The sequence below is a fragment of the Klebsiella sp. 28 genome, assembly GCF_018223905.1.
Lineage (GTDB): Bacteria > Pseudomonadota > Gammaproteobacteria > Enterobacterales > Enterobacteriaceae > Klebsiella > Klebsiella pneumoniae.
On record NZ_JAGRQY010000269.1, the window covers coordinates 1 to 4,334 of the forward strand.

General features: G+C 64.5%; 4 protein-coding genes. 1 reads left to right on the forward strand and 3 read right to left on the reverse strand.

Annotation, left to right across the window (positions count from 1 at the left end; translation table 11 throughout):
* Positions 1–5: 5 nt before the first annotated feature.
* Positions 6–950: an AraC family transcriptional regulator gene (locus tag KHQ28_RS27935; protein ID WP_032418983.1), complete on the reverse strand. Its 945-nt coding sequence runs from the start codon at positions 948–950 to the stop codon at positions 6–8.
* 105 nt (positions 951–1,055) lie between these two features.
* Between KHQ28_RS27935 and KHQ28_RS27940 the strand changes: the two genes are divergently transcribed.
* The gene (locus tag KHQ28_RS27940) at positions 1,056–2,294 is read left to right on the forward strand and encodes an MFS transporter (protein ID WP_032418982.1); all 1,239 of its coding nucleotides are present in this window, start codon (positions 1,056–1,058) and stop codon (positions 2,292–2,294) included.
* Here KHQ28_RS27940 and hpxE read toward each other — a convergent pair.
* Positions 2,271–3,245: a molybdenum cofactor-independent xanthine hydroxylase subunit HpxE gene (gene hpxE / locus KHQ28_RS27945; protein WP_032418981.1), complete on the reverse strand. Its 975-nt coding sequence runs from the start codon at positions 3,243–3,245 to the stop codon at positions 2,271–2,273. The two genes, KHQ28_RS27940 and hpxE, sit on opposite strands and share 24 nt — an antisense overlap.
* An 11-nt stretch (positions 3,246–3,256) precedes the next feature.
* Positions 3,257–4,294, reverse strand: a complete 1,038-nt coding sequence (hpxD, locus tag KHQ28_RS27950) for a molybdenum cofactor-independent xanthine hydroxylase subunit HpxD (RefSeq protein WP_071033741.1) — start codon at positions 4,292–4,294, stop codon at positions 3,257–3,259.
* Between the last annotated feature and the right edge of the window lie 40 nt (positions 4,295–4,334).

Genomic DNA, 4,334 nt, shown 5'->3' on the forward strand with positions numbered 1-4,334 from the left:
TGACTCTAGCGTGCCATGGCGCGCAAGGCCCCCGGCGGCTGGCCGGTGATGCGTTTGAAAGCCCGGCTGAAGGCGGCCAGCGACTGATACCCGAGGCTGAAGGCGACTTTTTCCAGCGCCTGGCCTTCATGGGTGATGTACTGCACCGCCAGCCGCATACGCAGCTCGGTGAGATAGCGGGCGGGGGTGGTGCCGGTGGCGGCGAGAAAACGTTCCGCGAACAGCGAGCGTGAAAGCCCCGCCTCCCGCGCCAGATCTTCCACTTTCCAGTTGACCCCCGGGCGCTGATGCATGGCGTAGATCGCTTTCGCCAGCCGGGGATCGCGCAGGACCTGTACCCAGCCGGTGGCGTTGCCGCACCCGCACGCTACCCAGCCGCGGACAATCAGCGCAGCCACCACGTCCGCCAGCCGGGCGAGGATCCCGGCATAGCCTGCCTGGCGGGTGAGGGATTCCCGCTCCATCGCTACCAACAGCGGCTGGATCTCCGGCCAGGTGTTTAGCAGGCTGCTGACCCGCATCACCTCGGGCATGGCCTTGACCAGCGGCTGCATGCCGCCGAGCTCAAAGTCCATACAACCGCTGAAAATGACGGCGCGCTCCGGGCAGTCAGGCTGGTCGCCAGCGTTGATACAACTTACCGTGCTGCACACCGTTTCGCTGGGCAGCTGCGCCACATTGACCACCGTGGCCTGCGGATCCGAGAGCAGGGCGTGCCCGTCGCCGTTGGGAATAAACAGCGCATCGCCGCTCTCGAGGGTGAACTGTTCCCCGCTGGCCATGCGCAGCAGCACCGGCCCGCGGCTGATGAAATGGAACTGGGCTTTACCCGCCACGGCGCTAAAGCCGACGCCGAACGGGCGTGCGGTTTCGATGCGCCGGTAGTTAACGCCGGAGAGGCGCATACCGCGCAACAGTTCGCTGGTCAGGTCGATGGCAGGCTGGCTCATGGTAATTCCGGACGAATAATCAATAACTGAAGAGTATGCATCATATATCGTCCGAAAGTAAGTCCCTAAGATGACCAGGATGTTAATAAACCTGGAGAGTTGTATATGAGTTCCTGCATAGCAGCTGACGCGAGCCTGTCTCCCGCCAAACCTGCCTGGCGCGCCGTCTATGCCCTGGCCCTCGGGGTGTTCGGCCTGATCGTGGCCGAGTTTCTGCCCGCCAGCCTGTTAACGCCGATGGCCAGCAGCCTCGGCGTCAGTGAAGGGATGGCCGGACAGGCGGTCACCGCGACGGCGCTGGTGGCTTTAGTTACCGGCCTGCTGATCGCCACCGCCACCCGCAATATCGATCGCCGCTGGGTGCTGATGTTCTTTTCCGTACTGCAGATAGTCTCCAGCCTGATGGTCGCGTTTGCCGATTCGCCGGCGTTTCTCCTGCTGGGCCGTCTGCTGTTGGGGATCGCCATCGGCGGCTTCTGGGCGATGTCCACCGCCACGGCGATGCGTCTGGTGCCGGCGGCCCATGTGCCAAAGGCGCTGGCGATCATTTTTTCCGCGGTGTCTGTCGCCACGGTGGTGGCCGCGCCGCTCGGCAGCTACCTCGGGGAGCTGATCGGCTGGCGCAACGTGTTTATTCTCTGTGCGATACCCAGCCTGCTGGCGCTGCTCTGGCAGCTGTGGGTGCTGCCCTCCATGCGCCCGGAGAGCGTCGGGACCTTCTCCACGCTGTTCAGGGTGCTGCGCCGTCCCGGTATGCTGGGCGGCATGCTGGCGACGATCCTGATTTTCAGCGGCCATTTCGCCTTCTTTACCTACCTGCGGCCGTTCCTTGAGACCGTCGCGCAGGCCAGTGTCGAAGGGGTTTCGCTGATATTGCTCGGCTTCGGTATCGCTAACTTTATCGGCACTTCGGTGGCGAGCTATCTGCTGAGCCGTAGCCTGCGTCTCACCCTGGCGCTGGTGCCGTTGATGATGAGCGTTCTGGCGCTGCTGATGGTGACGTTTGGCCATCTGACCGTGCTGGCCGGGCTGCTGGTCGCCCTGTGGGGATTTGCCTTCGGCCTGGTGCCGGTGGCCTGGTCCACCTGGCTTGCCACCACCGTGCCGGATGAAGCAGAAAGCGCGGGCGGTCTGCTGGTCGCCTCTATTCAGCTGGCCATCAGCGCCGGGGCCGCCGGCGGCGGGGCGGTGTTTGATTTGCACGGCGCCAGCGGCGTCTTCACCGGCAGCGGTCTGCTGCTGTTGAGCGCGATGGTGATTGTCTTCGCCGCCGTACGGGTGAAACCGGTCGCCCGCGCCGACCAGCCGGTGACGGGCCGCTTATCCCGCGAGATCGATAACTAAATTGGCCGACAGGCTGCGGGAACAGCACAGCGCAATATGCTGCTCTGCGGCCTGTTTTTCCGCCTCCGACTGCACGGTGTCCCGGTGGTCGACGGTTCCCTCGCGTACCGGCGTCAGGCAGGCGCCGCAGATCCCCATCTCGCAGGAGAGCGGCACCGCGACGCCATGCTCCTGCAGCACCTGGGCGATGGTTTTGTCCCCCGGCACCGGCCAGCGCTCCCCGGTGGAGGTGAGGGTGATGGTGAAGGTTCCCTCCGCCGCCGACGCCGCCGTCGGGGCGGGCGGCTGGAACGCTTCGCTGTGCAATTGCGCCTCCTCCCATCCGGCCGCCCGTGCGGTATCGCGAACCCGGGCCATAAATCCGGGCGGACCGCAAAAGTAGACCTGGGTGTCGGCGTCCGGAGCCCCCAGATCCTGCGCCAGCCGCTGGCGCGGACTCTGCCCCTCGTCTGAGCAGTGGATCTGGCAGATTCCACCCGTTAGCTGGCGGGCGATCTCGGTGGCGAAGGCGGCCTCCTGCGCACGGCTAACGTAATAGTGCAGCGTAAAGCTGGCGCCGGACGCCGCCCGGGCGTGGGCCATCGCCAGCAGCGGCGTAATGCCGATCCCGGCGGCGAGAAGCACCACATGGCCGCCCTCGTGCAGCGGAAAGTGGTTGCGCGGGGCAGAGATCATCAATGGCTGTCCCGGGCGCAGGGTGTCATGAATATAACGGGAGCCACCGCGAGACTGCGACTCGCGGGCGATGCAGAGCAGATAGCGATCCCGTTCGGCCGGGCTGCCGGTCAGGGAGTACTGACGGATCAGCCCGCAGGGAAGATGGAGATCGATATGGGCGCCGGGCGTCCACGCCGGCAGCGGTTGCCCCTCGGCGCTCACCAGACTAACGGCCAGATTTTTCGCGCCCTGGCGCCACAGGCCATCGACCACCACCGGGAGTATGTCGCGCATATGACCTCCACTCATACCAGAAAGAAATCGCCAAAGCCCATCTTCTTCAGCCCGCGCCGGTAGGCGATAGAGCTGCGGTCTGCCGGAATATGCGCCTCCAGGGTCAGATCCAGCGGCAACCGTTCCGGACGCTGGGTCTCGACCATCAGGCGGTCCTCTTCAAATACCCGCAGGTTGAACGCATGTACGTCTTCCACCGGCACGTGCAGATCGAAGTTGCGGGCAATAGGGGCAAACATCCGCGTCACCCGGGACGACACCGGCGAGGCGGCGTTCATGATCACCAGCCTGGCGTCGGCGGGAAAATGGATGGTCAGCGTAGCGGTGAACGGCAGATGCATTTCAAAGTGACGCAGCCACTGGAACCCTTCCGGCGCGCGGAAATCAGAGCTGGCCGGGTAATTGCCCACCGAGCTCCAGTAGTCGGCAACAAAGCCGAACGGCGTCTCCTGCGGGGTATAGTCCGGCACCTGCTGGTTGTCCGGATCGGCGAAGGTGTCGGTGTGGATCCACGCGAAGTGGGCGACATCGAGAAAGCCTTCGACCTGGCGGCCGGCAAATCCCTTCACCTCGAAGGCCGGGCAGTTGATTTGCTGAAATCCCGCGTCGTCCCAGTGCGGCATGGTCGGTAACGGCGGCGGATTGTCCGGATCGCAGGCCAGGCAGGTCCAGATCAGCCCGTAGCGCTCCTCCACGGCGAAGCTGGTGAGATGCAGTTTGGCCGGAATGGGTTGCCCCGGACTGGAGGGGATGCGGTTGCAGCGGCCATCCTCGCCAAAGCGCAGGCCATGATAGGGGCAGACGATACCTTCCTCTTCATGAAATCCCAGGGTCAGCGGCACCCCGCGGTGCGGGCAGACGTCGCGGGCGACTACCACCTGGCCTTTAATACGATAGATAACCAGCTGTTCGTCCAGCAAGGTGGCTTTCACCGGGGCGCCGGCAATATCGCAGGCGCGGGCCACCGGGTGCCAGCAGCGGGCCAGCCGCAGCCAGTCTTCCGGGTCAAAGGTGCAATGGGCGGGGGGCGTGGGGGGGGTTGTCTTCATGATTTCTCTTCCTGCTCACATCGGTGATTGTTTTATTGTT

Bases quoted from the DNA above. Each gene is read 5' to 3' on its own strand.
- hpxD (WP_071033741.1), bottom strand. From the start codon at position 4,294: ATGAAGACAACCCCCCCCACGCCCCCCGCCCATTGCACCTTTGACCCG.
- KHQ28_RS27935 (WP_032418983.1), bottom strand. From the start codon at position 950: ATGAGCCAGCCTGCCATCGACCTGACCAGCGAACTGTTGCGCGGTATG.
- hpxE (WP_032418981.1), bottom strand. From the start codon at position 3,245: ATGCGCGACATACTCCCGGTGGTGGTCGATGGCCTGTGGCGCCAGGGC.
- KHQ28_RS27940 (WP_032418982.1), top strand. From the start codon at position 1,056: ATGAGTTCCTGCATAGCAGCTGACGCGAGCCTGTCTCCCGCCAAACCT.